Below are 25754 nucleotides of genomic sequence, written 5' to 3' on the forward strand. Positions count from 1 at the left end.
ATCGACGGGATCGCGGCGCGCATCCGCGAGATCAGCGGTGTCGCCACCTCGATCGACGGGATCGCGGCGCGCATCCGCGAGATCAGCGGTGTCGCCACCTCGATCTCGGCGGCGGTGGAGGAGCAGGGGGCGGCCACCCAGGAGATCGTACGAAACGTGGCGCAGGCGGCAATGGGCACGGGGGCGGTGACGGCCAACATCGCGGGCGTGGCGGGCGCGGCCGAGGAGACCGGCGCGGCCGCCGCCCAGGTGCTGGGCGCCGCCTCCGAGCTCTCGCGCCAGTCCGAGCACCTCAGCGCCGAGGTCCAGCGCTTCCTGGCCACCGTGCGCGCCGCTTGAGCGGTGCCCACGATCGCCAGGACACGAGAAGGGGCGCGTTCCGGGCCCTTCTTTTTTGTGAGGCTCACGGCACCCGGCTAGCTCAGGCCGCCCGCCTCCACCACGAAGCGCGCGATGGCGTCCGCCCCGTGGCCGTCGCGGAGCGACGAGAACACGTAGGGCCGGGCGCCGCGCATGCGCTTGGTGTCGGATTCCATGATGCCGAGATCGGCGCCCACCAGGGGCGCGAGGTCGGTCTTGTTGACGATGAGGAGGTCCGAGCGGGTGATGCCGGGGCCGCCCTTGCGGGGGATCTTCTCGCCGCCCGCCACGTCGATGACGTAGAGGGTCAGGTCGGCGAGCTCCGGCGAGAAGGTGGCCGCAAGGTTGTCGCCGCCGGACTCGATCAGGATGAGGTCGAGCTTCGGGAAGCGCCGGCGCATCTCCGCCACCGCCGCGAGGTTGATCGAGGCGTCCTCGCGGATCGCCGTGTGCGGGCACCCCCCCGTCTCGACGCCCATGATCCGCTCCTCCGGCAGGGCGCCGGCCACGGTGAGGAGGCGGGCATCCTCCTTCGTATAGATGTCGTTGGTGATCGCGCAGATCTCGTAGGTATCGCGAAAACGCTTGCAGAGCTGCTCCATCAGGGCGGTCTTGCCGGAGCCGACGGGGCCACCGATGCCGACGCGGAGCGGGCCGTTGAGAGCGGAGCCGTTGGCGGAGTTCATGACACGATCCTCAAGAGGGGGCCTCAGGAGCGGAAGATCCGGGAATACTGGGTCTCGTGCCGGAACGAGCCGAGGTCGAGGTTCAGGGTGGCGCTGCCGAGATCGTCGAGCGAGAGGGCCGGAATCGTGGCGGCGAGCGCCGTCACCCGCGGTGTCAGGGCGGCGATGATCCGGGTGCCCGCGCTCTGGCCGATGGGCGCGCAGCGCAGGGCCGCCGAGACGAGGTTCTGCAGGAAGGCGAGACCGAAGCCGGCGAGCACCGGGACCAACGCCATGCGGTGGGCCCCGGCCGCGAGCCCGACGGCCACCGGGTAGGCGACCGCACCGGTCAGGCCCGCGGCGAGCCGGTCGAGGCCGGGCGTGCCCCAGGCCGCCACGGTGGCGTCGAGGAAACTGCGGCCCTGCTGGCTCGTCTCCAGGTGCAGCTCTCGCGATGGGGCGAGGGCCAGGGCGAGGTCGTTGACCTCGCTGAGCCCGGCGGCGTCGTCCGCGCGCGCCGCCGCATGGGCGTGCGCCGCCAGGATCAGGTCGTTGCGGCCCGAGCCGTGTTCGAGCACGTCGGCGAGCCAGGCCGTCAGCGAGGCCTCGTCGCCGACCTCACCGCTCTCCACCGCGCCCTCGAGCCCGTGCGAGTAGGCATAGGCCCCCACCGGGTAGCCCGGCGACAGCCACGCCATCAGGCGCAGGGCCTCAATCATGGTCGTGCGGATGGTCGTGGTGATGGCCGTCGTGGTGATGGGAGTGGCCGTGATGGGGGTGGACTGCGCCCGCGCCCGCATAGGCGCCGCCCTCCGGCCGGAACGGGCGTTCCACCGGCTCGGCGCTGCCGCCTAAGCCCCGCACCATCTCGGCGAGCACGTGGTCGAAACCGATATAGACGGCGTCGGCGCCGATCTCGGCGGGGATGTGCCGGTTGCCGATGTGCCAGATCAGGCGCTTGAGGGCGTGGTCGTCGGGGGCCCGGATCTCCAGCAGCGGCTCCGGCGCGGCCTCGACCCAGACCAGCCGCCCGTCCTGCAGCACCAGGGCGTCGCCGTCGTCGAGGACGGTGGGCTCCGGCAGGTCGAGCAGGAAGCGCAGCCCGCCCGCGCTGCGCATCGCCACGCGCCGGCGGTGCCGGTCGCCGTGGTCGAGGACGATGCGGTCGACGATCTCGCCGGCGAGCGCGTCGCGACGCAGGACTTTCGTGGCGCGGATCATGGAGCGTGGGACGATGCGGTGCGGGGGATCACGGGAGCGGGGGGTTTCATCAGGTGAAGCGGGGCTCGATGGGGCCGGGATAGAAGTCATCGTCCCGGATCTGCGCCAGGGTGTAGGGGCACGGCGACGGAAAGGTCTGTTCCGCCAGCCCGGTCTCGCTCGCCGCGCGGACGCGCCCGAGCTGATAGGCCTTGGTCAGGACCGTCTCCGGCCAAGCCCGGAGACTCGGGCTGACCTCGAGGAGCCCCTCGATCTGAAGGCGCTGTCCGACGATCGAGGCACGCCAGCCGTATTTCCGCTGTTCCGGTTGAAGCTCCCACTTCAGCAGGTGCTGCAACAGCACGGCGAGCCGAGCCCGGATCTCGGATTTCTGCGATCCGCCCAAGCTATCGATCTCCTCGGCGATGTGGTGCCAGTCGATGTCCTGCCGTCGCCCCGCCCGCAGCAGGGCGGCCTGATCCTGCGTCCACAGATAGAGGTCAGCCTCGTAGAGTTCGTGCCCCTGGGATGGGCTGAGGGCAGCCTTGGACATGGAAAGCTCCGCGGGCGTCGGCCGCATCCTACCGCAAAACGGAACGGATCGCCTCAAAACAGGAAGTACCGCTGCGCCATCGGCAGGACGTCGGCGGGCTCGCAGACCAGCAATTCGCCGTCGGCGCGGACGTCGTAGGTCTCGGGGTCGACCTCGATGTCGGGGGTGGCGTCGTTGAGGATCATGCTCTTCTTCGAGATGCCGCCGCGCACGTTCTCGACGGCGACGAGGCGCTTCTGCACGCCGAGCCGGTCGCCGAGCCCGTCCTCGATCGCCGCCTTCGACACGAAGGTCAGGGCGGTGGCGAAGGGCACCCGGCCGTAAGCCCCGAACATCGGTCGGTAATGCACCGGCTGCGGCGTCGGGATCGAGGCGTTGGGGTCGCCCATCGGGGCGGTGGCGATGGCGCCGCCCTTGATGACGAGATCGGGCTTCACCCCGAAGAAGGCCGGATTCCACAGGACGAGGTCGGCGAGCTTGCCCGGCTCCACCGAGCCGATATGGGCCGAGACGCCGTGCGCGATGGCGGGGTTGATGGTGTACTTCGCCACGTAGCGGCGGGCGCGCAGGTTGTCGTTGCCGGAGGTGTCCCCGGGCAGGGCGCCGCGCTGGCGCTTCATCTTGTCGGCCGTCTGCCAGGTGCGGATGACGACCTCGCCGACCCGGCCCATGGCCTGGCTGTCCGACGACATCATCGAGAGGGCGCCGATGTCGTGCAGGATGTCCTCGGCCGCGATGGTCTCGCGGCGGATGCGGCTCTCCGCGAAGGCAAGATCCTCGGGGATCGCCGGGTCGAGGTGATGGCACACCATCAGCATGTCGAGATGCTCGTCGATGGTGTTCTTCGTATAGGGGCGCGTCGGATTGGTGGAGGAGGGCAGCACGTTGGCGAGCCCCGCCACCTTGATGATGTCCGGTGCGTGGCCGCCGCCCGCCCCCTCGGTGTGGAAGGCGTGGATGGTCCGCCCCGCGAAGGCCCGGATCGTGTCCTCGACGAAGCCGGATTCGTTGAGGGTGTCGGAGTGGATCATCACCTGCACGTCGTGGAGGTCGGCGACCGTGAGGCAGGTGTCGATGGCCGCGGGGGTGGTGCCCCAGTCCTCGTGGAGCTTGAGGGCGCAGGCGCCGGCGCGGATCATCTCCACCAGGCTCTCGGGCCGGGCGGCGTTGCCCTTGCCCGCGAAGGCGAGGTTCATCGGGAAGGCATCCGCCGCCTCGATCATCCGGGCGAGGTGCCAGGGGCCGGGGGTGCAGGTGGTGGCGAAGGTGCCGTGCGCCGGCCCGGTGCCGCCTCCGAGCATCGTGGTGATGCCCGAGCACAGGGCCTCGTCGATCTGCTGCGGGCAGATGTAGTGGATGTGGCTGTCGAACCCGCCGGCCGTGAGGATCTTGCCTTCGCCGGCGATCACTTCGGTGCCGGGGCCGACCACGATGTCCACGCCGGGCTGGATGTCCGGGTTGCCGGCCTTGCCGAGCCTGGCGATCCGGCCCTTCACGAGGCCGACGTCGCACTTCACCACGCCCCAATGGTCGAGGACCACCGCGTTGGTGATGACGGTGTCGACGGCGCCGTCCTGGTTGGTGACCTGGGATTGCCCCATGCCGTCGCGGATGACCTTGCCGCCGCCGAACTTCACCTCCTCGCCGTAGGTGGTGTGGTCCCGCTCCACCTCGATCACCAGCGACGTGTCGGCGAGGCGGATGCGGTCGCCGGTGGTGGGGCCGAACATGTCGGCATAGGCGGCCCGGGGCAGGGCGGCGCGGGGGGGCATGTTGGCCATGGCGTCAGAGCGCTCCCATCACGTCGCCGCGGAAGCCGTACACGGTGCGGCCTCCACCGAGCGGCACCAGCACCACCTCCCGGGTCACGCCGGGCTCGAAGCGCACCGCCGTGCCGGGGGCGATGTCGAGGCGCTGGCCGCGCGCCGCCGCGCGGTCGAAGGTCAGGCCGGGATTGACCTCGTAGAAGTGGTAATGCGAGCCGACCTGGATCGGCCGGTCGCCGACGTTGGACACCGTCACGACCGTGCGGGGCAGATCGGCGTTGAAGACGATCTCGCCGGGCTGCGTGGTCACGGTGCCGGGCACCTCCGCCGAGGCCGCGCCCCGGATCGGGTGGTGCACGGTGACGAGCTTGGTCCCGTCCGGGAAGGTCGCCTCGACCTGGATGTCGTGGATCATCTCGGGGATGCCGTCCATGCACTGCTCGGCGGTGAGCACGTGCCCGCCGGCCTGCATCAGCTCCGAGACCGAGCGCCCGTCCCGGGCGCCCTCGACCACGAAGTCGCTGATTAGCGCCACCGCCTCCGGGTAGTTCAGCTTCACGCCGCGGCCGAGCCGGTTGCGGGCCACCTGCGCGGCCATGGCGAGGAGGAGCTTGTCCTTTTCGCGTGGGGTCAGGAGCACGGGGACCTCGGAGGTTGGGCGCGGACGTCTCGGGCCCGGGAAGGCAAGGACCGTGCGCGGCGGAACCGCGCGCCGGGAACGCGGCGCGCATGGATGCATCCCTGGACAGCGAGCGCAAGCGGGCCGCGGCCCGCCCTCCGGTTGACAGGATGCGGGTCCCCGGCCGAACAGCGGGGGCGATCCTTCTCTCCGTCCCGAGGGCCGGCCGTTGACCTATCCCCGCGACCTCGTCGGCTACGGCCGCACCCCGCCGCACCCGCATTGGCCCGACGGCGCGCGCATCGCGGTGCAGATCGTGCTGAATTACGAGGAGGGGGGCGAGAACTGCATCCTGCACGGGGATGCGGCCTCCGAGGCCTTCCTGTCGGAGATCGTCGGGGCGCAGCCCTGGCCGGGCCAGCGCCACATGAGCCTGGAATCCCTGTTCGAGTACGGCTCGCGGGCCGGGTTCTGGCGCCTCTGGCGGCTGTTCCAATCGCGAAAAATTCCCGTCACCGCCTTCGCGGTCGCCACCGCGCTCGCCCGCCACCCGGACGTCGCCGCGGCGATGCGGGAGGCCGACTGGGAGATCGCCTGCCACGGCCTCAAGTGGATCGACTACCGCGACTTCACCCGCGCCGAGGAGAAGGCGCACATGGAGGAGGCGATCCGCATCCACACCGAGATCACGGGCGCCCGCCCGCGCGGCTGGTACACCGGGCGCTCCTCGCCCCACACCCTCGACCTCGGGATCGAGGCCGGGATGACCTATCTGGCCGATTCCTACGCCGACGACCTGCCGTACTGGATCGACGAGCCCAGCGGCCGGGGCCTGGTGGTGCCCTACACGCTGGACGCCAACGACATGAAATGCGCGGCGATCCAGGGCTTCAACACGGGCGACCACCTCTTCACCTACCTGCGCGACACCTTCGACGCGCTCTACACCGAGGGGGCGGAGGCGCCCAAGATGATGTCCGTGGGCCTGCATTGCCGGCTCGTCGGCCGGCCCGGGCGGGTCGGCGCCCTGGTCCGCTTCCTCGACCACATCGCCGCCCACGACCGGGTCTGGATCGCCCGGCGCATCGACATCGCCGAGCACTGGATGCGGACGCACCCGCCCGCCTGAGGGCGGCGCGCCGCAATAGCGCGGGACATGCCGGCTCGCCCCCCTTGCCAGGCGCCGCCGCCGCGGGCTTCGATGCGGGCGATGACAGAGACCAGCCCGGACGCCGCCGTCGCCCCCCCGCCCGCGCGCCGGCGCCGCAAGGACGGCGAGGCGCGCCGCGTGATGATCCTCGATGCGGGGCTCGCCCTGTTTTCGAGCGTCGGGCTGCACGGCGCCAGCGTCGAGGGCATCGCCGAGCGGGCCGGCCTCTCGAAGACCAACCTGCTCTACTACTTCCCCTCCAAGGAGGCGCTCTACGTCGCGGTCCTGCGCCGGGTGCTCGCGGTCTGGCTCGATCCGCTCCAGGCCTTCGACGCCGACAGCGAGCCGGCCGAGGCCTTCCGGCACTACATCCGCGCCAAGCTGACCCTGTCGCGCGACGCGCCCCAGGCCTCGCGCCTGTTCTGCCTGGAGATCGTGCAGGGGGCACCGCTGCTGCGGCCGGAGCTGGAAGGCCCCTTGCGCGACCTCGTCGAGGCCAAGGCCACCGTCATCCGGAGCTGGAGCGCGCAGGGACGGATCGGCCCACACGACCCCCATCACCTGATCTTCTCGATCTGGGCGATCACCCAGCACTATGCCGACTTCGCCGTGCAGGTGGATGCCGTCACCGGGCGCAGCCTCGACGATCCGGCCTTCTTCGAAGCGGTCGTCGGCAGCACGCAGGAGCTGATTCTGGCGGGCCTCGGCCTGAATCCGAGACCGTAGGGGGCGGAATCCGCCGCCGATCTGGGCAGGGATCGCTCAACCGCTGGGCAAACCGAAGAGACTTTATGCAACCGCCAGAAAAACGCCGAATGGAGTTTGACCATTTGGTCTAAATAGAGTTGGATCGTCGGTGCCGGGGGTGATTCCAGTCTCCCGTCCGGTCCCGACAGGCCCTCGTCTTGCTTTGTCCAGTCCGTGCCTGTTGCGAAGTCTTGTCCTTCAGTCGGGTCCTGCCCGTGCGAGCGAGGTTGCCATGAACGTCGGCGTCTTCATACCGATCGGAAACAACGGCTGGCTCCTGTCGGAGAACGCGCCGCAGTACAAGCCGAGCTTTGAGCTGAACAAGCAGATCGTGCTCAAGGCCGAGGGCTACGGCCTCGACTTCGCGCTGTCGATGATCAAGCTGCGGGGCTTCGGCGGCAAGACCGAGTTCTGGGACCACAACCTCGAATCCTTCACCCTGATGGCGGGCCTGGCGGCCGTCACCAGCCGGATCAAGCTGTTCGCCACGGCCGCCACCCTGTGCATGCCCCCCGCCATCACGGCCCGCATGGCCGCGACCATCGACTCGATCTCGAACGGGCGCTTCGGCCTCAACCTCGTCACCGGCTGGCAGCGGCCGGAATACGCGCAGATGGGCCTGTGGCCCGGGGACGAATACTTCTCCCGCCGGTACGAGTACCTCTCGGAATACGCACAGGTGCTGCGCGACCTGTGGGAGACGGGGGTCTGCGACCGCAAGGGCGAATTCTTCCAGATGGACGATTGCCGCCTGAGCCCGCGCCCGCAGGCCGCGATGAAGATCATCTGCGCCGGCCAGTCCAGCGCCGGCATGGCGTTCACGGCGAAGTACGCCGACTACAATTTCTGCTTCGGCAAGGGCGTGAACACGCCCACAGCCTTCGCCCCCACGGTGGCGCGGCTGGAGGAGGCCAAGGCCACGATGGGGATGGCCGCCACAGGCCGCGACGTCTCCTCCTACGTGCTGTTCATGGTCATCGCCGACGAGACCGACGAGGCCGCCCGGGCCACCTGGGAGCACTACAAGGCCGGCGCCGACCAGGAGGCCATCGCCTGGCTCGGGGTCCAGGGGGCCGCCGACACCAAGTCCGGCACCGACACCAACGTGCGCCAGATGGCGGACCCGACCTCCGCGGTGAACATCAACATGGGCACGCTGGTCGGCTCCTACGCCGAGGTGGCGCGGATGCTCGACGAGGTCGCCACCGTGCCGGGCACCGAGGGCGTGCTCCTGGTGTTCGACGACTTCCTCAAGGGGCTCGACGCCTACGGCACCCGCATCCAGCCCCTGATGAAGAGCCGCGCCCACATCGCGGACGACGCCCCCGCCGCAGGGGACGCCGAGACCATGGTCAAGGTGGCGTGATGGACCAGAGCGCAAGACCGGCCGGCTACACCGACGCAGAGGGGCGCCAGGGCGGCATCACCCTGGCGGCCCGGCCCGAACCCATCGCCTTCGACGGATCCGCCACCGCGCTCATCGTCGTCGACATGCAGAACGCCTACACCAGCCCGGGCGGCTACCTCGATCTCGCCGGCTTCGACGTCTCGGGCACCGGACCGGTGGTGGCGCAGATCGCCCGCGCGGTGACGGCGGCGCGGTCCGCCGGGATCCGGATCGTCTGGTTCCAGAACGGCTGGGACCCGGACTACGTCGAGGCCGGCGGACCGGGTTCGCCGAACTGGCACAAGTCCAACGCCCTCAAGACCATGCGGGCCCAGCCGGGCATGAACGAACGCCTGCTGGCCAAGGGAACCTGGGACTACGCCCTGGTCGACGCCCTCCGGCCCGAGCCCGGCGACATCGTACTGGGCAAGCCGCGCTACAGCGGCTTCTACAACACCCAGCTCGACAGCCTGCTGCGCGCGGCCGGCATCCGCACCCTGGTCTTCACCGGCATCGCCACCAACGTCTGCGTGGAATCGACCCTGCGCGACGGCTTCTTCCTCGAATATTTCGGCATCGTGCTGGCCGACGCCACCCACCAGGCAGGCCCGCCGGCCCTGCAGGCGGGGGCGCTCGCCAACATCGAGACCTTCTTCGGCTGGGTCTCGGACGTCGCCGCCTTCGAGGCGGCCGTCGCACCGGACCTCGATCGCACGGAGGCCGCCGCATAGGGCCGCCGGCGCGAAGCCGGACCTCGTGCCGGACCGCGTTCCCCCTCCCCACGCGGGCAGGAAGACACGTCGGCGCCTCCTGCGCGGAGTCGCCCCGATTCAGATATCCCCCGAGGAGCCCCCGAAGATGCCCAAGACCGCGATCATCCCGCCCGGCACCGGCAAGCCGCTGGCCCCCTACGTTCCCGGCACCCTGGCGGACGGCGTCCTCTACGTCTCGGGCACGCTGCCCCTCGATGCCGAGGCCAACGTCGTGCACGTGGGCGACGCCGCCGCCCAGACCCGGCACGTGCTGGAGACGATCAAGGGCGTGGTCGCCGCCGCCGGGGGCAGCATGGACGACGTCACCTTCAACCACGTCTTCCTCAAGGACTGGGCCGACTACGCTGCCATCAACGGGGTCTATGCCGAGTACTTCCCCGGCGAGAAGCCGGCGCGCTACTGCATCCAGTGCGGCCTGGTGAAGCCCGACGCCCTGGTGGAGATCGCCTCGGTGGCGCATGTGGGCGGGGCCTGAGGCGGCATGGCCGGATCGCTCCACCATGCCGTCCACGGCATCGGCGACCGCACGGTCCTGCTCTCGGCGGGCCTCGGCGGCTCGGCCGCCTACTTCGCGCCGCAGATGGCGGCGCTGACCCAGCGGTTCCGCGTCATCACCTACGACCATCGCGGCACCGGCCGCTCGGGCGGGAGCCTGGAGCCCGGCCACGACATCGCTGCCATGGCCCGGGACGCCCTCGCGGTGATGGAAGCCTGCGGGGTCGAACGCTGCGACGTCGTCGGCCACGCCCTCGGCGGCCTGATCGGCCTCGAACTCGCCCGGACCGCCCCGGAGCGCGTCGGTCGCCTCGCCGTGGTCAACGGCTGGGCGCGGGCGGATTCCGCCACGAAGCGCTGCTTTGCTGCCCGGAAGGTGCTGTTGGCCGAGAGCTCCGAGGCCTATGTCCGCGCCCAGGCGATCTTCCTCTACCCGGCGGAATGGCTGTCCCGGAACGCGGCCCGGGTGGCCGAGGACGAGGCGCACGCCCTGGCGCAGTTCCCCGGGCGCGAGACCGTCCTGGCCCGGATCGCCGCACTCGAGGCCTTCGACCTGACGGCGGATCTCCCGCACATCCCGCACGAGACGCTGGTGATGGCGGCGGACGACGACGTCCTGGTGCCCTATCTGTGTTCGGAAGACCTTGCGCGCGGCCTGCCGAACGCGCAGCTCGACCGGGTCCCCAGCGGCGGCCACGCACACAGCGTCACCCGCGCCGACGCCTTCAACCGGACGCTCGTGGCGTTCCTCGACCGACAGGAGTGATCACCGTGAGCCAGACGAGGCCGAGCGACGCGGCGCACCCATCATCCGTCGAGGCCGACACCCTTCCCGTCGAGGCCGACGCCTTCCGCGGCGCCATGGCGCGCGTGGCCGGCGCGGTCCATCTCGTCACCACCGACGGGACGGGCGGCCGGGCCGGTTTCACCGCCTCGGCGGTGTGCAGCGTGAGCGACGGGCCGCCGACGCTGCTGGTTTGCATCAACCGGTCGTCCTCGGCCTACGCGGCCGTGAGCGCCAACGACGTACTCTGCGTCAACACCCTGGCGGCGGAGCAATCCGAGATCGCGGCGGCCTTCGGCGGGCGCACCCCGATGGAGACGCGCTTCGCCGCGGCCACCTGGACCACCCTGGTGACCGGAGCGCCGGCCCTCCCCGGGGCGCTCTCCGCCTTCGATTGCCGCATCGTCGGGCGTCACGCGGTCGGCACCCACGACGTGCTCTATTGCGAGGTGGTGGGCCTGGCCGAACCCGGCGACGGGCACGGCCTCGTCTACGCCGATCGACGCTATCACACCGTGCCGCTCGGCGTCGTGGCCCCGCGCGAAGCGGCGGCCTGAACGCCATCCGCCCCGGACCCCTCCGGAAACGGGGGCTCCCGGAACGACGACGGCCGGCGCCCCCGCCTGGGAACACCGGCCGTCGTCGGGATCGGACCGCGCAGGCTTGCCCGCGAGATCGCGTGCCGGTCGGCATCCCGAAGGCGGCGGGCGGATCGGACCCGGGACTTACCAGCGGTCGGTGCGGGGGACGCGCACCGAACCGGTGGTGAGGTCATCGGTGAGGTGCCGCTGCGCGACGGGCTGGCCATTGTTCCGGCGCAACGCGTTCAGGTTGTTGGCGGCGGCCCGCCCTTCGAGACCAGCGGGCGCCACGGCCGCCGGGATGCCGGCAGGCGCGGTGTAGCTCTGGGCGAGGGCTCCGGACGCGGACAGGCCCAGGGCGATGGCGAGGGCGGCGGTGAGGTGACGATGGCGCATGGCAGGGATCCTTGATCGGAACACGTCTCGCAAAGACGCGAGGGGGCGTGTTCGAGTTCCTGCAATCTGTGCGCGTATGCCACCGAAAACAACACGGGCTGCTCGATGCGCGTGCATCAAGGATGAGCAAAGCAGTATGCGGTCCGGCGCCCATCCCCCAATGGAAGCACCGGAAAGCTTCGGAATCCTCTGTGATTTCTATGCCTTGGGCGGAGACCGCCCGTCTTTTCGGCAACGCAGCTGCCTTGGCACGATTCTGGAAGCCGTGTGCGGGTTGGCACGCGGACGGCCGGATTTTCGGGATGCGGGTTGTGGCGCGCCGGCCCGCCTGGAGGCGGAATCGCCGTGATCCGATCCGTCCGGGACCGCGTCGCGGCGTCAGGCGCCGCGCATGAGGGTGGCCTCGATCTGGCCGTGCGGCTCGTCGGTGGGCAGGAAGACCTGGCCCCCGTGGGCGATGCCGAAGGGCGCGAGGTTCATCGGGAGGTAGTGCTTGTTGGGCATCGCGAAGTGGATCTCGGCGATGTCCGGCCGGGCCGCCAGCACCGCCTCGCCCATGCGGTACATGCTGTCCTGCACGCCGGCGCTGTAGGTGGTGGCGAAGACCGTGATCAGCGTGTCGAGCACCGCCGCGTTGGTCGCCACCGGGTCGGTGGGCGGCGCGGTCCAGGTCCAGGTCGCGTCCATGCTGGTGGCGCAGATGCGGTCGTGGGTGTCGGGCAGGGTCCGGAAGGCGTCGTCGACGAAATCGGCCCAGCCGGATTCGGTGGTCTTCATCAGGGTGTAGCCGCGCAGGCCCGATTGCAGCACCGCGCCGGTCCGGTCGGCGACGAGGCGGACGAAGGGCGCGCCGTTGCCGTCGAGGGTGAAGGTGTGGGCGTGCGGCACCCCGTCGACGGTCCGGCGCAGCCAGCGGGTCTCCAGGGCCTCGATGGTGACGGCGGCGACCTGCGCGTAGCGTTCCAGGAAGAGGGCGGCGACGTGGCCGACGAAGGCCTCGGTCTCGGCCTCGACGTATTGGGCGGCCGTGACGTTGACGATGTTCTTGATGCTGTCGGTGGCGATCACCTGCCGGTTGTCGCCCGCCGTCCAGGCCGCGCCGAAATCGCCCTCCAGCAGCACCGTCAGGGTGAGTTCGCGCACCGCGTGGCGGGCGCTCTCCCGGGCGAGCCGGAGCACCCGCACCCGACCCTTGCCGTAGCGTGCCTTCGTCAGGGCCATGATGGGTCTCCTCCGGTGATGGGACGCCGAGGGTCTCACGCCTCGGCGGCGTGGGCGAGGCGGGCCGCCGCGGCCCGGGCGTCCGCCCGACTGCCGAGCCCGTTGAAGAACAGGTTCAGGCTCACGGCCGACAGGGCGGTGAGGAGGATGCCGGATTCCAGCAGCGGATGCAGCACGTCCGGCATCTGCTTGAAGAAGGCGGGCGCCACCAGGGGGATCAGGCCGAAGCCCACCGACACCGCGACGACGAACAGGTTGTTGCGGTTGGCGGCGAAATCCACCGCCCCGAGGATGCGGGTGCCGGTGGCCGCCACCATGCCGAACATGACGAGCCCGGCCCCGCCGAGGATGCAGGGCGGCACGGCCTCCACCAGGGCGGCGAGCTTCGGGATCAGGCCGAGGACCAGCATGACCACGCCGCCGATCACCGCGACCCAGCGCGAGCGCACGCCGGTGACGCCGACGAGGCCGATGTTCTGCGAGAACGCGGTGTACGGGAAGGTGTTGAAGACCCCGCCCAGCACGGTGCCGAGGCCATCGGCGCGCAGGCCCCTGATAAGGCGCGCCGCGTCCACGGTCTCGCCGGTGATCTCGGCGAGCGCCAGGAACATGCCGGTGGATTCGATCATCACCACCACCATGACGAGGCACAGGGTGAGGCTGGCGACGAGGTCGAAGGTCGGCGCCCCGAAGGCGAAGGGCCGCACCACGTCGAACCACGGCGCCGTGGCCACCCGCGACAGGTCGACGAGGCCGAAGGCTCCCGCCGCGGCCATGCCGACCACGATGCCGATCAGCACGGAGGCCGAGGCGATGAAGCCGCGGGCGTACCGGGTCAGGCCCAGGATGACGAGGAGGACGAACAGCGCGAGGCCGAGATAGAGCAGGGCCCCGTAGCGCGGGTTGCCGAGGCCGCCGGCGGCCCAGTTCACGCCCACCCGCATCAGCGAGATGCCGATGACGAGGATCACCGTGCCGGTCACCACCGGCGGGAACAGGGGCAGGAGACGCCCCACCAGGGGCGCGGCGAGGAGCGCGAACAGGCCCGCGACGATGACGGCGCCGTAGATGCCCGCGAGCCCGAGGGCCGGGTTGGTGCCCAGGGCGATCATCGGCGTCACCGCCGCGAAGGTCACGCCCATCATCACCGGCATGCGGATGCCGATGCCGGGCAGGCCCCAGCTCTGGATCAGGGTGGCGAGGCCGCAGGCGAACAGGTCGGCGCTCACCAGCATCGCCACCTGCTCGGGCGGCAGCCCGAGGGCGCGCCCGACGATGAGCGGCACCGCCACGGCCCCGGCATACATCACCAGGACGTGCTGGAGGGCGAGCAGGCCGAGCGCCACCGGAGGAACCCGGGTGGCCGGGACGATCCGAGCCGGGCTGATCTGAGCAGAACCGTGATCCACGCGTCGGTCCCCCGTCCCGCGAGCCCCGCCGGGCTGCCGGTCCCGAGGTCCGCAAACCACGTGCCATCCGGCCGATCGTCGCCCGGCGGCGCGCACGCCCTCGACCGTGCGGCGGTCCGGTGTAAGATCCGGACCAACAGCGCAGCTTGACGCTGGTCGGGCGAGGAACAGGCACATGGTCAGGACCACCGCTCTCGTGGGCGCGCTCCTCTGCGCGGGCCTCCCCCAGCCGGCCCTGGCCCGGGTCACCGCCGTCGAGATCCGGACCGTCGAGCCCTTCGCCGACGGCCAGAGCTTCGGCGAGGCGGGCGCCTACGAACGGGTGATCGGCGTCGTGCGCGGGGAGCTCGACCCGGCCGACCCGCGCAACGCCGGCATTGTCGACCTCATACGGGCGCCCCGAAACACGCGCGGGCTCGTGGAATACAGCACCGACCTGTTCATGCTCCGGCCGAAGGATCCGGCCCGCGCCAGCGGCACGCTGCTCTACGAGGCGCTGAACCGCGGCCGGAAGTTCCTGTTCAACTGGGTCCTCGACGCGCCCCCGCAGGCGGCCCAGGCGGTGAACGATCCGCGCACCGCCCAGGATGCGGGCACCGCCCTGGTCCTGCGCCGGGGTGACACCGTGGTCTGGTCGGGCTGGGAGGCGGAGGCCCTGCGTCAGCTGGGCGGCATGGCGATCGACGTACCGGTGGCCACGCAAGGCGGGGCGCCCATCGTCGAGACCGTGCGGGACGAACTCGTGAGCGCCACCCGGGGGCCGCCCGAGGCGCCGTTCTTCCTCACCTTCAAGGCGGCGAACCCCGACAAGGCCGGCGCCCGCCTCACCGTGCGCCGCCGGGAGGCGGACACGCCGCGCCCCGTCCCGGACGGTGCCTGGACCTTCGCCGGGCCCGGCGAGCTCCGCCTCGTGCCCGCCACCGTCAAGCCGGAGCCGGGCACACTCTACACCCTGACCTATCCGGCCGCGAACCCGAAGGTGCTCGGCATCGGCTTCGCCGCCACCCGGGACGTCGTCGCCCATCTCCGCGGACCGGCCTCGTCCGAGAACCCGGCGGGCGGCGCGATCCGCCACGCGGTCGCCCTCGGCATCTCCCAGAGCGGGCGCTTCCTGCGGGACTACATCCACCAGGGCTTCAATCAGGACGAGGACGGCCGGCGCGTCTTCGACGGGATGCTGCTGCACATCTCCGGCATCGGCGGGGTGTACCTCAATGCCCGTTTCGGCCAGCCCTCGCGCACCAACACCCAGCACGAGGACCACCTCTACCCCGAGAACGCGTTCCCGTTTTCGGCCGCTCCCCAGCACGATCCCGTCACCGGCCGGACCGGCTCGCTGCTGCGCGGGGACGGGTTCGACCCGCTGCTGATGGAGGTCAACACCAGCACCGAGTACTGGCAGAAGGGGGCCTCGCTCCTCACCACCGATTCCCTGGGCCAAACCGACGTCGCCCTGCCGGACACCGCCCGGGCCTATCTCGTCTCCAGCGGATTCCATTACGGGCGCGCCGGCCTGAGTGCGGCCCGCGGGCCGTGCCTCCATCCGCGCAACACCCTGAGCCCCGCCCCGGCCCTGCGCGCCCTCTTGGTCGCCCTGGAGGACTGGGTCGCCCGCGGGGTCGCGCCGCCGCCGAGCCGCGTGCCGAATCTCGCGGACGGGACGCTGGTGCCCGCCGCGGAGACCGGGTTTCCCTACATCCCGGGCTTGCGCCTGCCGGATGCCCCGAACGCGATCGCGCGCTTCGCCAGCGCCGTCGATCCCCGTCCGGAGGGCGGTTCGCAGTACCGCCCCCTAGTGCCGAAAGTCGATGCCGACGGCCACGAGATCGCCGGCATCCGCCTGCCCGACGTCGCTGCCCCGCTCGCGACCCAGACCGGCTGGAACCTCTACGCCGAGCCATTCCCGGCGGGCGAGCTCTGCGACCGGGAGGGCAGTCGGCTGCCCCTGGCCGAGACCCGGGCCGAGCGCGAGGCGAAGGGGGACCCGCGCCGCTCCCTGGCCGAGCGCTACCCGACCCGGGGCGACCGGACGGCGGCGGTTGCCCGCGCGGCGGACGGCCTGGTGGCGGAGCGGCTGCTCCTGAAGGAGGACGCGGAACGCCTCGTCGCGGCCGCCCGCGCGGCGGAGGCTCAGCCTTGACCGGCGGCCACGCGCGGACCCCGTGAGGCTCCGGCCCGGTCGGCACGGGCCGCGATGTAGGCGGACGCCTCCCGCGGCGGCAGCGGCCGGCTGAACAGGAAGCCCTGGACCTGCGTGCAGCCTTCCCGGCGCACGAGGTCGAGCTGCTCCGGGGTCTCGACGCCCTCGGCGACGATGCCCATGCCGAGGCGCTCGCCGATGCCGACCACCGCCCGCACGATCGCGGCGGCATCAGGATCGGCGATGTCGCGGATGAAGGAACGGTCGATCTTGATCTGGTCGAAGGGAAAGCGGCGCAGGTAGCTCAGGGAGGAGTAGCCGGTGCCGAAATCGTCGAGGGCGATCCGGACCCCGAGAGCCCGCAGGCGGTGCAGGCAGCTTGAGGCGGTTCGCCGGGAGGCCGCTCGCGGCCAGGGCCGACAGCACCGTGGCCTCGAGGCCCGGGCGCCGCAATTGCACCGCCGAGACGTTCACCGCGACGCGGATCGGCGCGGGCCAGCCCGCCGCCTCCCGGCAAGCCTCCTGCAGGGCCCAGGCGCCGAGAGGCACGATGAGCCCCGTCTCCTCGGCGAGAGGAATGAAGGCGCCGGGCGCGAGATCGCCCTGCACGGGATGGCGCCAGCGCATCAGGGCCTCGAAGCCCACCACCGTCCCCGTCGCGGCATCGACCACGGGCTGGTAGGCGAGATGGAAGGCATCGCGGCGGATCGCTTCCTTCATGTCGAGGGCGAGGAGACCGCGCGTGGCGATGCGCGCCCCCGCATCCGGCTCGAACTCCCGATGGGTGTTCCGCCCCGCCGCCTTGGCCTCGTAAAGGGCGATGTCGGCGCGCTTGAACAGCTCGTCCGGGTCACAGTCCTGCTCCGTTGCGACGGTCAGGCCGATACTGACGCCGACTTCGACGCTCTGCCCGTCGAGATCGATCGGTTCGCTCACCGCCGCGATCAGCCGCTCCGCGAGGCAGGCCGCTTCCCGCGCGTCATCGAGATAGGTGAGCACGATGGCGAATTCGTCGCCGCCGAGGCGAGCGATGGTATCGTAGGGTCGCAGAGCCGCGCGCATCCGCTCGGCGACGATGCGCAGCAACGCGTCGCCGGCCGGATGGCCGAGACTGTCGTTGACGGCCTTGAAGCGATCGAGGTCGCAGGCCAGCACAGCGAAGCCGGTCCGAACCCGGCGCGCATGGGCGATCGCCTGATCCAGGCGGTCGCGGAACAGCGTCCTGTTCGGCAATCCGGTCAGGGCGTCGTGCAGCGCCATGTGACGGACCCGCTCCTCGGCCTCACGACGGGCGCTGACGTCGCGCAGGGTCGCCACGTAGGTGATCCGGTCCTCGGCCTGCGCATCCGGCAGAACGCGGACGGAGGCCTCGATCCAGACGTAGTGACCAGCCTTGTGACGATGCCGCAGGCAGGTGACGAACCGCCCCTCCCGACCGGCCTTCAGCTGAGACCAGTGCTCCGTCAGGGCCGCGGCGTCATCGGGGTGGCAGAACTCGGCCGCGGTGGTTCCGATGAGGTCCTCCGGCTCGTAACCGAGGACCGTCCGCACGGCGGGCGAGACGTAGAGGCAGCGCATGGCGATATCGCCGAGGACGATGACGTCGTTGGCATTCTCGGCGAGGAGCCGATAGCGGCCTTCGCTCGCGCGCAGGGCGCTCTCGGCCGCCCGGCGCGCCGTCATGTCGGTGAAGGTCCGCACGAGCCCGCCCCGCGGCAGGGGCAGGGTGCGGACCTGAAGCACGGTCCCGTCGGGGCGGACGCGCTCATAATCGTAGATGCGGGCCTCCGGTGCACCGTGCTCCAGCCAGGCCCGCAAGGCGTCGGGCAGGTGGGCGAACTCGCCGGTCGCCGCCTGGTGGGCCCGGACGGCCGCGAAGGGCGCACCATCGTAGAGGAGTTCCTCCGGCACACCTATCAGAGTCGCCACGCGGCGGTTGAAGATCCGGATCCGGTCCGCGGCATCGGTCATCAGGAGGCCCTGATCCATGCGTTCCAGGGTGGTGCGGAGGAGGGTGTCCGAGGCCTCGGCCCGATGGCGCGCCTGACAGGCCTCCGACTCGGCGGCGCGCCCGCGCAGGGTCGCCTCGACGAAGAGGGCAAGGTCGGACAGGCGCCGGACCTGGGCCGCACTGAAGCCGGTGCGCGGAACGGTGTCGGCAATGCAGACGGTGCCGGCATGGCGGCCATCACCCAGAGCGATCGACACGCCGGCATAGAAGCGCAGGAACGGGGCTCCCGTGACCAGCGGATTGGCGGCGAAACGTCGATCACGACGGGTATCGAGCACGATCAGGGGCGCATGGGCTTCGCCGCGAATCGTGTGGGCGCAGAACGCGATCTCCCGCTGCGTGCCCGGAAGGATCAGGCCCTCGCGGCCGAGGAACCACTGACAGGCACCGTCCAGTTGCGAGACGAAGGCGTAGCGAACGCCGAAGAGCGCGGCCGCTGTCCGGCATACGGCGTCCAGCTGCGGGTCCGGCGCAGGTTGGCTCAAGACCTCGACAGCTACTGGCTCACTCCGAGACGGCGACACTCCGGCCATTCTCATCACACCCACGGGTTTCTGGTCCGTGAGATCTGACATGCAACCTTTAATCGACCCGAAACAGCTGATCGCTTGCTATAGAATTGAGCATCGAGCCTTCCTTCATCTCACACAGCAGACTTTCGACTGTATGAATTCATACAGTTCCGCCAAATGCCGATCCCTCCTTCGCCTGAAGTCGGATCGGCAGGCGACGGACGGGAGTCTCCGGCAGGCTCACGGTGCGCGGGGAGGGCCCTTGCGCAGGTCGTCGTAGAGGCGCTGGACCTCCTGGATCGTCGCGTGGGCCCGGCTCCAGTTCGTCTCGCGGACGTTGGTTTCGGTGAAGGCGCTGTGCGAGGTGCCGCCGAATCCGTTGAAGACCGTCTCGACCCCGTCCACCCGGTAGTCGATCCGGTAAGAGGGGCTGAGACCCCGGCCCTTGCCCTTCCCGGTCACCCCGATCCGCACCAGGGCGTCGCCGTGCCGTTTCTGACAGAATCGCATGTTCCCGAGGAGCCGGCGCAGGTACTCCTCGGGCTCGGCGAGCTCACCGGCGACTTGGATCAGCGTCGCGTCGGGCGGAAGGTGCGTCTTGCGGATCATGGCTGGCCTCGCTGCCCGTCCGGCATTCATCGATCGAGCGGGAGCGCCGGCCAGACCACATTTTCACGCGCCTGGCGATCCTTGCGCGGCGACGCGCCCGCGCCGGATGGCCCGCTGCCTGCTAAGGCTTCCACGGCCCTCCGACCTGCGCGGGATGGATCCTCGATGCCGACCCTCGACGCCCTGAACCAGGCTTCGCACGGCGATTTCGTTGCCGCCCTCGGGGCCGTGTTCGAGCACGCGCCCTGGGTCGCCGAGGCCGCCGCCGCGAAGCGGCCGTTCCCCACCGTCCAGGCCCTGCTCGCCGCCCTGCAGGAGGCGGTCGACGCCGCGCCCGAGGCGGCCCGCCACGCCCTTCTCACCAACCATCCCGAGCTGGCCGGGCGTGCGGCCCACGCCGGCACGATCGCCCCCGACTCCATCGCCGAGCAGGCGGCCGCCGGCCTCGATCGGCTCTCGGAGGCGGAAGACGCGCGGTTCGCGGCGCTGAATGCGGCCTATGGCCGGACCTTCGGGTTTCCCTTCATCCTCTGCGTCAAGCGCCACGGTCGCGCCTCGTTGCTGCGCACCTTTCAGGCACGCCTCGCCGCCGACCCGGAGAGCGAGCGCCGGACCGCCCTCGCAGAGGTGTTCCGCATCGCCGCCCTTCGCCTCGGCACCCTGGTGAGCGGGCCGGGTGCGCCGCGCGTCACGGGCCGGATCTCCACCCACGTCCTCGACACCGTGGCGGGCCGGCCGGCGCCGGGGATCCCGGTGGAGCTCCACGAATGGGTGTCGGAGACCGAGACCGTGCTGGTCGCCCGGACGGTGACGAATGCCGACGGGCGCACCGATGCGCCGCTGATCGGCGGACGCCCCGTTCCGGTGGCCGCCTACGAGCTGCGTTTCCGCATCGGCGATCACTTCCGCGCCACCTGTCCGGGCCTGCCCGAACCGCCCTTCCTCGACATCGTCACGCTGCGCTTCGGGGTCGCCGATCCGGAAGGGCATTACCACGTGCCCCTGGTGGCGAGCCCGTGGAGCTACCAGACCTATCGCGGCAGCTGAGCGGTCCGAGACTGCGGCATCGGCACGATGTGACAAAGCCTTGTGATTTCAGTCCGCTCCGGCATGTCCTTTGCGTGCAACTTGATCGCCCCCGGTTACGTGGGGCGCAGGGAGGATGGGATTTGACGCATCGGCTTTCGGTTCGGACCCTGATGGCGCGCGGTCTTGCCGCGGCGCTGCTCCTGACGGGTCCCCTGATGTTTGCCCCGGCCGCCCGGGCCCAGGGCACCCTGATCGCGCCGGGGGGCCAGCCCCGGGTCACCGCCCCAGGCGGCCTGCGCGGCCGCTCCGCCTTCCGACACCGGCACAAGGCCCGCCACCAGCCGGCGCTCACCCGCCGCCACCGTTGAAACCGCCTCGACCATCCGCTTCCAGGAAACCAGACCGCATGATCCGTGTGCTCAGCCTTCTCAGCCTCTCCCTCGGCCTTGCCGGACCGGTCCTGGCCCAGGGCGCCGGCGCGCCCGCCGGCATGGAGGCTGCCACCGCCCCGGGGGGAACCGAGGGGCGGGCCGGCCCCCGCAACGAGGCGGAGGCGATCCGCAGCGGCGACGCGATCCCGGTTCCGCCCCGGGCCGGCGGCATTCCGATCGAGGAGCGGCCGGTGCACGGGACCGAGGCGCCTTCGACGCCGCCCGGACGTCCCTGAGGCTCAGGACGCGAAGGCGGCGAGGAGTTCGGCCGCCGCCAGGGCGGCGATGACCGCGGGGCGCTTGTCGCGCACCCGCGTCCCGCCGATCGGGCAGACGAGGCGAGCCAGCGCGGCCTCGTCCAGGCCCATCGCCCGAAAGGCGCCGAGGAAGGTTGCCCGCTTCGTGGCGGACCCGATCAGGCCGAGATACGCGAAGGTGTTCGCCTCCAGCAGGCTGGCGCAGATCAGGCTGTCGAGGGCGTGGCTGTGGGTGACCACCACGTGGGCGGCTCCGGGCAGTGCGGCTTCCGCCGCGGCGCTGGCCGAGCCGACGATCCGCGCGACGCGCGCGCCCGACACCCGTGCGACCTCCTCGGGCCGGTCATCGATGATCCGCGTACGGAGGGGCAGCGGATCGAGCGCCAGGGCCAGGGCGCGCCCGACATGGCCCGCGCCGTAGATCATCACCAGGGGCGCCCGTGCGGCGGATTCGGCCTCCGAAGCCCGGAGGGCGGCGAGCGTACCGGCATCGGCCCGGTGGATCACCAGGGTCACGTGCCCGCCGCAGCACTGGCCGGTCTCGGGTCCCAGGGGCCTGCGCAGGATCGCCTCGGCCTCGCCCGCCGCCAGAAGCGCCCGGGCGCGGGCGATGCCCGCCCATTCATAGGTGCCGCCCCCGATGGTGCCGGCGACCCGTTCGGGCATCACCAGCATGGCGGTGCCCGCCGCGCGCGGCGTCGAGCCCCGCGCCTCCGACAGGGCGACGAGGGCCGCCGGCTCGCCCGCCGCGAGGGCGGTCGCCAGAGCTTCCGCCAGCGCCTCCGACGAATCGGCGCTCACGGCTGCGCAGATTGCGCGTCTGCCAGCGCCCGCATCCGGTCGACGGCGTCGAGGACGCGCTCCGGGGTCGCCGGGGCATCGAGGCGGGGGCAGTACCGGTGGCCGGCGACGCTCGCCACCGCATCCGAGAGGGCGTGCAGGCCGGCGATGCCGAGCATCAGCGGAGGCTCGCCCACCGCTTTCGAACGGTAGATCGTCGCCTCTCGGTTCTGGTTCTCGTAGAGCGCCACGTTGAAGATGCGCGGGCGGTCGCCGCAGGCCGGGATCTTGTAGGTGGAGGGGGCGTGGGTGCCCAAAGCGCCCTTGCCGTCCCACCACAGCTCCTCGGTGGTGAGCCAGCCGAGCCCCTGGATGAAGCCGCCCTCGATCTGGCCCCGATCCACCGCCGGGTTCAGGGAACGGCCGCAATCGTGCAGGATGTCGGCCCGCTCGATCCGGTACTCGCCGGTCAGGGTGTCCACCGCCGCCTGCACGCAGGCCGCGCCGTAGGCGAAGTAGTAGAACGGGTGGCCCCGGCCGGCCTCGCGGTCCCAATGGATGGTCGGCGTCTTGTAGAAGCCCGTGGCCGAGAGCTGGATGCGGGCGAGGTAGGCCTTGTGGATCAGCGTGGCCCAGGCGATCTCCTGGTTACCGACCCGGACCCGATTCGGCAGGAACAGCACCGTCTCGGGCGCGACGCTCCAGGCCTCGGCTGCGAAGGCCACGAGGCGGCCCTTCAGGGTCTGGGCGGCGGCGCGGGCCGCCATGCCGTTGAGGTCGGCCCCCGACGAGGCGGCCGTGGCCGAGGTGTTGGGCACCTTGCCCGTCGTGGTCGCGGTGATGCGGACCCGGTCGGCGTCGATCTGGAATTCCTCCGCCACCACCTGCGCGACCTTGACGTAGAGCCCCTGGCCCATCTCGGTGCCGCCGTGATTCAAGCCGACCGAGCCGTCGTTGTAGATGTGCACCAGGGCGCCGGCCTGGTTGTAGGCGGTGGAGGTGAAGGAGATGCCGAACTTCACCGGCGTCAGGGCGAGGCCGCGCTTGATCACCGGGCTGGTTTCGTTCGCCGCATGCAAAGCCGCGCGGCGGGCGGCGTAATCGCAGTCCGCTTCCAGCTTGGCCACCAGATCCCGGATGCAATTGTCGGCAATGGTCTGGTGGTACGGCGTGACGTTGTCGCTCTCGGTGCCGTAGAAGTTGCGCTTGCGCACCTCCAGCGGGTCGAGGCCGCAGGCATAGGCCACCTCCTCGATCACCCGCTCGGCCGCCACCATGCCCTGGGGCCCGCCGAAGCCCCGGAAGGCGGTGTTGGACTGGGTGTTCGTGCGGTAGGGCCGCGAGGTCAGGTGCACCGCCGGGTAGTGGTAGCAGTTGTCGGCGTGGAACAGGGCCCGGTCGGTGACCGGCCCCGACAGGTCGGCGGCCCAGCCGCAGCGGGCGGCGAGTTGCATGTCGACGGCGAGAATCTTCCCGTCCGCGTCGTGCCCGACGAGGTAGTCGACCTCGAAATCGTGGCGCTTGCCGGTGATGACCATGTCGTCGTCGCGGTCGGGCCGGATCTTGGCGGCGCGGCCGGTCGTTTTGGCCACCAGGGCCGCCACGCAGGCGAACAGGTTCGACTGGCTCTCCTTGCCGCCGAAGCCGCCGCCCATCCGACGGACCTCGGCGGTCACGGCCGAATTCACCGTGCCCAGCACCTTGGCGACGAGGGCCTGGGCCTCGGAAGGGTGCTGGGTCGAGGTGTGGACCGTGACCTCGTCGTCCTCACCCGGGATCGCCAGGGCGATCTGGCCCTCGAGGTAGAAGTGTTCCTGGCCGCCGATCGCCATCCGGCCGCGGACGATACCCGGGGCCTCGGCGAGCCCCGCGTCGGAATCGCCGCGCTTCAGGGTCATGGGCGGCCAGACGAGTTTTCCGTCCGCCCGCGCTTGCCGGTAGGTGAGGACGGGGTCGAGATCCTCGTAGGCGATCACGGCCAGGCGGGCGGCGCGGCGGGCCGCATCGCGGGTCAGGGCCGCCACCGCGAAGATCGGCTGGCCGACATACGACACCGTGTCCTCGGCCAGCATCGGCTCGTCGTCCCGGTGCGAGGAGGAGATCTCGTTGACGCCCGGCACGTCGGCGCCGGTGAACACCGCGACCACGCCCTCGGCGCCCCGCACGGGCGCCAGATCCACCGAGACGAGGCGGGCATGAGCGCGTTCGCTCAGCCCCAGGCAGACGTGGAGCAGGCCGGCCGGCTCGGCCATGTCGTCGATGTAGAGGGCCGAGCCACTGACGTGTCGGGCGGCGCTGTCGTGGATGCGCGGCGTGTGGGCGCCGCCCGCGATCCGGTCGTCCACCTTCGGGGCCGGAGGCGTGCGATCAAGCATGGGCCGGCGCTCCGACGGTGGCAAGGCGGGTTTCCGGGGCCTCCGGCGCGGCCTCGTGGATCAGCCGCTCGATGAGGTTGCCGGCGACCTTGAGGCGGTAGGCGGCCGAGGCCCGCATGTCCGAGAGGGGCGTAAAATCCCGGGCCACCGCCGCCTTGAAGGCGGGGATGACGGCCGGGTCGAGGGACTGGCCCATGAGCGCGGCCTCGGCCTGGACGGCCCGCTTCGGGGTGCCCGCCATGCCGCCGTAGGCGATGCGGGCCTGCCGGGTCGTGCCAGCGTCGACGGTCAGCCGGAAGGCGCCGAGGACGGCGGAGATGTCCTCGTCGAAGCGCTTCGAGATCTTGTAGGCGCGAAAGACCGTCTCCGGGCCGAGCTTCGGCACCCGCACCCCGGCGACGAACTCGCCCGGACGCAGGTCCTGCCGGCCATAGGCGACGAAGAAGTCTTCGAGGGGAATCTCGCGCTCGCTGCCACGCCCGATGAGATGGAGGCTCGCCCCGAGGGCGATCAGGGCCGGCGCCGCGTCGCCGATGGGCGAGCCGTTGGCGATGTTACCGCCGAGGGTGCCGGCATTGCGGGTCTGGGCGGCGCCGTGGCGGCGGAAGAGCTCCCCGAGATCCGGGTGCAGGCCGGCGAGGTGCGTGCCGGCCTCGGAGAGGCTCACGCCGGCTCCGAGATACAGGTGATCGGGGCCCTCGCCCACGACGCGCAGGCTTCGCACCCGCCCGAGCCAGATCACCGGGTCGAGGACGCGCAGGCCCTTGGTCACCCAGAGGGCGACGTCGGTGGCCCCGGCCACGATCGTCGCCTGGGGGTACTCGGCCATGAGATCGACGAGCGCCGGAACGGTGGCGGGGGCGAAGAAGCGGCCCTTCGGCCCGGAGACCGCCACGGTCTCGTCGTCGCGCAGGGCCAGCAGCCGGGCGAGGGTGGCGTCGTGGGCGGCATCGAAGGTATCCGCTTCCGGCGCGGCCAACGCACGCTCGGCCGCGCGCACGATGGGAGCGTAGCCGGTGCAGCGGCAGAGGTTGCCCGCGAGCGCGTCGTCGATGGGGCTCGCCGAGGTTCGGAGCGGGCCGGTCTCGGCGAGCAGGTCCTTGGTAGGAGAATCCTTGGTCATCGCGAACAGCGACATGACGAAGCCCGGCGTGCAGAAGCCGCATTGCGAGCCGTGCTCCTCCACCATCAGGCGCTGGACCGGATGGAGGGTGCCGTCGGCCCCACGCAGGTGCTCCACGGTGAGGAGCTGGCAGCCGTCGAGCATCCCCAGGAAGGTGATGCAGGCATCCACCGCGCGGTAGCGCAGGCGCTCGGCGCCGGACGGCCCCTCGGGGCGGACCACCACCACGGTGCAGGCTCCGCAATCCCCCTCGTTGCAGCCCTCCTTGGTCCCGATCAGCCGCTCGGGACCGCGCAGCCAGTCGAGCACCGTCAGAGTCGGGTCACAGGCCTCGATCGTGCGCACCTCGGGCCCGAGGAGGAAGCGGATGGCGTGTCTCAT

At 71.2% G+C, this 25754-nt stretch carries 23 protein-coding genes and 3 pseudogenes; 12 read left to right on the forward strand and 14 right to left on the reverse strand.

Translation table 11 applies throughout. The annotated features are described in order from the left end of the window. Nucleotides 1-339 (forward strand): annotated as a pseudogene (locus ASG63_RS25810) (methyl-accepting chemotaxis protein); the annotation flags it as partial. A gap of 77 nt (nt 340-416) precedes the next feature. Here the strand turns inward: ASG63_RS25810 and ureG are convergent. Genes ureG through ASG63_RS12775 form a run of 6 tightly spaced genes read right to left on the reverse strand, consistent with a single transcriptional unit; the run spans nt 417 to nt 5184 of the window. Beyond that, on the reverse strand, nt 417-1046 hold the full coding sequence (gene ureG, locus ASG63_RS12750) for an urease accessory protein UreG (RefSeq protein ID WP_056216663.1): 630 nt from the start codon (nt 1044-1046) through the stop codon (nt 417-419). 23 nt (nt 1047-1069) lie between these two features. Next, the gene (locus tag ASG63_RS12755; protein WP_056216666.1) at nt 1070-1744 is read right to left on the reverse strand and encodes an urease accessory protein UreF; all 675 of its coding nucleotides are present in this window, start codon (nt 1742-1744) and stop codon (nt 1070-1072) included. Continuing rightward, the gene (locus ASG63_RS12760) at nt 1737-2246 is read right to left on the reverse strand and encodes an urease accessory protein UreE (protein WP_056216668.1); all 510 of its coding nucleotides are present in this window, start codon (nt 2244-2246) and stop codon (nt 1737-1739) included. The genes ASG63_RS12755 and ASG63_RS12760 overlap by 8 nt, the downstream gene beginning before the upstream one ends. 49 nt (nt 2247-2295) lie before the next feature. After that, nucleotides 2296-2778: a DUF29 domain-containing protein gene (locus tag ASG63_RS12765; protein ID WP_056216670.1), complete on the reverse strand. Its 483-nt coding sequence runs from the start codon at nt 2776-2778 to the stop codon at nt 2296-2298. A 53-nt stretch (nt 2779-2831) separates the two neighbouring features. After that, nucleotides 2832-4559 (reverse strand): urease subunit alpha, encoded by a 1728-nt coding sequence (gene ureC / locus ASG63_RS12770; RefSeq protein ID WP_056216672.1) that lies wholly within the window; start codon nt 4557-4559, stop codon nt 2832-2834. A gap of 4 nt (nt 4560-4563) precedes the next feature. Next, on the reverse strand, nt 4564-5184 hold the full coding sequence (locus ASG63_RS12775) for an urease subunit gamma (protein ID WP_056216674.1): 621 nt from the start codon (nt 5182-5184) through the stop codon (nt 4564-4566). 208 nt (nt 5185-5392) lie between these two features. On the opposite strand from ASG63_RS12775, the pseudogene puuE reads away from it, so the two are divergent. The 7 genes and pseudogenes from puuE to ASG63_RS12810 all read left to right on the forward strand — a co-directional run. After that, nucleotides 5393-6283: pseudogene (gene puuE / locus ASG63_RS12780) on the forward strand (allantoinase PuuE); the annotation flags it as partial. Between the two features lie 90 nt (nt 6284-6373). Then, on the forward strand, nt 6374-7039 hold the full coding sequence (rutR, locus tag ASG63_RS12785; protein WP_056216678.1) for an HTH-type transcriptional regulator RutR: 666 nt from the start codon (nt 6374-6376) through the stop codon (nt 7037-7039). 253 nt (nt 7040-7292) lie between these two features. Next, complete coding sequence (gene rutA / locus ASG63_RS12790) at nt 7293-8426, forward strand: pyrimidine utilization protein A (RefSeq protein ID WP_056216680.1); 1134 nt, start codon at nt 7293-7295, stop codon at nt 8424-8426. Further along, complete coding sequence (gene rutB / locus ASG63_RS12795) at nt 8426-9178, forward strand: pyrimidine utilization protein B (RefSeq protein ID WP_056216682.1); 753 nt, start codon at nt 8426-8428, stop codon at nt 9176-9178. Before rutA ends, rutB begins: the two co-directional genes overlap by 1 nt. 127 nt (nt 9179-9305) lie before the next feature. After that, a complete protein-coding gene (gene rutC / locus ASG63_RS12800; RefSeq protein ID WP_056216684.1) occupies nt 9306-9695 on the forward strand; it encodes a pyrimidine utilization protein C in 390 nt (129 codons plus the stop codon). A 6-nt stretch (nt 9696-9701) separates the two neighbouring features. Beyond that, the gene (gene rutD, locus ASG63_RS12805) at nt 9702-10481 is read left to right on the forward strand and encodes a pyrimidine utilization protein D (RefSeq protein WP_056216686.1); all 780 of its coding nucleotides are present in this window, start codon (nt 9702-9704) and stop codon (nt 10479-10481) included. A 95-nt stretch (nt 10482-10576) separates the two neighbouring features. Beyond that, entirely contained in the window at nt 10577-11056 is a 480-nt protein-coding gene (locus ASG63_RS12810) for a flavin reductase (RefSeq protein WP_056216721.1), read from the forward strand. A gap of 168 nt (nt 11057-11224) precedes the next feature. Here ASG63_RS12810 and ASG63_RS12815 read toward each other — a convergent pair whose 3' ends face one another. From ASG63_RS12815 to ASG63_RS12825, 3 genes are all read right to left on the reverse strand, one after another. Beyond that, nucleotides 11225-11476: a hypothetical protein gene (locus ASG63_RS12815; protein ID WP_056216688.1), complete on the reverse strand. Its 252-nt coding sequence runs from the start codon at nt 11474-11476 to the stop codon at nt 11225-11227. Nucleotides 11477-11854: 378 nt separating this feature from the next. Continuing rightward, on the reverse strand, nt 11855-12697 hold the full coding sequence (gene pucL / locus ASG63_RS12820; RefSeq protein WP_056216690.1) for a factor-independent urate hydroxylase: 843 nt from the start codon (nt 12695-12697) through the stop codon (nt 11855-11857). 35 nt (nt 12698-12732) lie between these two features. After that, complete coding sequence (locus ASG63_RS12825; protein WP_082559291.1) at nt 12733-14106, reverse strand: nucleobase:cation symporter-2 family protein; 1374 nt, start codon at nt 14104-14106, stop codon at nt 12733-12735. A 175-nt stretch (nt 14107-14281) separates the two neighbouring features. Between ASG63_RS12825 and ASG63_RS12830 the strand changes: the two genes are divergently transcribed. Next, nucleotides 14282-16246, forward strand: coding sequence for an alpha/beta hydrolase domain-containing protein (locus ASG63_RS12830; RefSeq protein ID WP_056216693.1), 1965 nt, complete (start codon nt 14282-14284; stop codon nt 16244-16246). Here ASG63_RS12830 and ASG63_RS12840 read toward each other — a convergent pair. Both ASG63_RS12840 and ASG63_RS12845 read right to left on the reverse strand, forming a co-directional pair. Next, nucleotides 16237-18832 (reverse strand): annotated as a pseudogene (locus tag ASG63_RS12840) (sensor domain-containing phosphodiesterase). The gene ASG63_RS12830 and the pseudogene ASG63_RS12840 sit on opposite strands and share 10 nt — an antisense overlap. Nucleotides 18833-19009: 177 nt before the next feature. Then, entirely contained in the window at nt 19010-19378 is a 369-nt protein-coding gene (locus tag ASG63_RS12845) for a hypothetical protein (RefSeq protein WP_056216698.1), read from the reverse strand. A 165-nt stretch (nt 19379-19543) separates the two neighbouring features. Here ASG63_RS12845 and uraD point away from each other — a divergent pair, with 165 nt between their 5' ends. The 3 genes from uraD (at nt 19544) to ASG63_RS12860 (ending at nt 21074) form a co-directional block, all read left to right on the forward strand. Continuing rightward, nucleotides 19544-20425, forward strand: a complete 882-nt coding sequence (gene uraD, locus ASG63_RS12850) for a 2-oxo-4-hydroxy-4-carboxy-5-ureidoimidazoline decarboxylase (protein WP_056216700.1) — start codon at nt 19544-19546, stop codon at nt 20423-20425. A 152-nt stretch (nt 20426-20577) separates the two neighbouring features. Beyond that, entirely contained in the window at nt 20578-20775 is a 198-nt protein-coding gene (locus ASG63_RS12855) for a hypothetical protein (protein WP_056216702.1), read from the forward strand. Nucleotides 20776-20813: 38 nt separating this feature from the next. Continuing rightward, nucleotides 20814-21074, forward strand: a complete 261-nt coding sequence (locus ASG63_RS12860; protein WP_056216704.1) for a hypothetical protein — start codon at nt 20814-20816, stop codon at nt 21072-21074. 3 nt (nt 21075-21077) lie between these two features. Here ASG63_RS12860 and xdhC read toward each other — a convergent pair whose 3' ends face one another. The 3 genes from xdhC to xdhA are packed head-to-tail and all read right to left on the reverse strand — an operon-like array spanning nt 21078 to nt 25754. Further along, complete coding sequence (gene xdhC / locus ASG63_RS12865; protein WP_082559293.1) at nt 21078-21896, reverse strand: xanthine dehydrogenase accessory protein XdhC; 819 nt, start codon at nt 21894-21896, stop codon at nt 21078-21080. Continuing rightward, nucleotides 21893-24250 carry a xanthine dehydrogenase molybdopterin binding subunit gene (gene xdhB / locus ASG63_RS12870; protein ID WP_056216705.1) on the reverse strand — a complete coding sequence of 786 codons (2358 nt, stop codon included), beginning with the start codon at nt 24248-24250 and terminating at the stop codon, nt 21893-21895. Before xdhB ends, xdhC begins: the two co-directional genes overlap by 4 nt. After that, the gene (gene xdhA, locus ASG63_RS12875; RefSeq protein ID WP_056216707.1) at nt 24243-25754 is read right to left on the reverse strand and encodes a xanthine dehydrogenase small subunit; all 1512 of its coding nucleotides are present in this window, start codon (nt 25752-25754) and stop codon (nt 24243-24245) included. Before xdhA ends, xdhB begins: the two co-directional genes overlap by 8 nt.

It is taken from the genome of Methylobacterium sp. Leaf94 (assembly GCF_001426045.1).
Taxonomy (GTDB): Bacteria; Pseudomonadota; Alphaproteobacteria; order Rhizobiales; family Beijerinckiaceae; genus Methylobacterium.